We start from the raw sequence: 738 nt of genomic DNA, 5'->3' as shown, positions 1-738 counted from the left end.
TAGGAGTGATTGAGAAGATAGGAGTGAAGAGGAAAGTAATATGGATATACTTCTTTTTAGAAATGAAGTTAATGAACTTTTCATTTGATGATTCCTAGTTATTAAACTCAACTCAATCCCTCCTAGAAGATAAACTTATACCCAAGCATGAATTGGAGGGGTTTGTAGATGTTATCAGCTTTACCTGATCCATTGTTTGGATATAAAGTATATACAGGTATCTTTGCAACAAATTCTATGCGATGATGCTCTGCTAGAAGGATTGAGAGACCTGCACGAGCAGAAAGATAAGGATTAGATGATTCAAAAATCGGTCTTCTTTCATAAAACTTATCAGATAGCACTGGTTCCACTCCCCCCTCAACTCCACCAAAGAAGCCTAAAGTACTATGAGTATCAAACTTGATGACATCTAGCAATAGATCCAATCCCAATTTTGCTTCAATGATATTAGAAGGATATTGTATGGGAGTATAGATTTGATTGATAAGCGTGGTTCTTCCATATCCTAGTCCTAAAAACCATCTGAAACCCACATAGTTGTTTCTATCAAAATGATGTTCAGTACCTAAGTTGAAATTAAAAAGATAGCCATTGCCTCTGTAGGCATTTTCTGTAAAAGATCCAGGTTTTACAACAACATCCATATATCCAAGAGTAGGCTCTACCTCTACATCCACTCTATCAATACTACTCCCAGCATCAATTCCTAAGAAGAACTTAGCTTGTGCTAAGGTG

The 738-nt window shown here is 36.3% G+C and carries 1 protein-coding gene; it reads right to left on the bottom strand.

Going from position 1 to position 738, the window contains the following annotated elements; translation table 11 throughout:
* Positions 1-122: 122 nt before the first annotated feature.
* Positions 123-738 (bottom strand): outer membrane beta-barrel protein (locus tag BKH42_RS09110; protein ID WP_143428623.1); only part of this gene is annotated, 616 nt, incomplete at its 5' end.

It is taken from the genome of Helicobacter sp. 13S00482-2, assembly GCF_002272795.1.
Lineage (GTDB): Bacteria > Campylobacterota > Campylobacteria > Campylobacterales > Helicobacteraceae > Helicobacter_J.
Note: the sequence above shows the minus strand (reverse complement) of the source record. Positions and strands in the feature narration are given on the sequence as shown.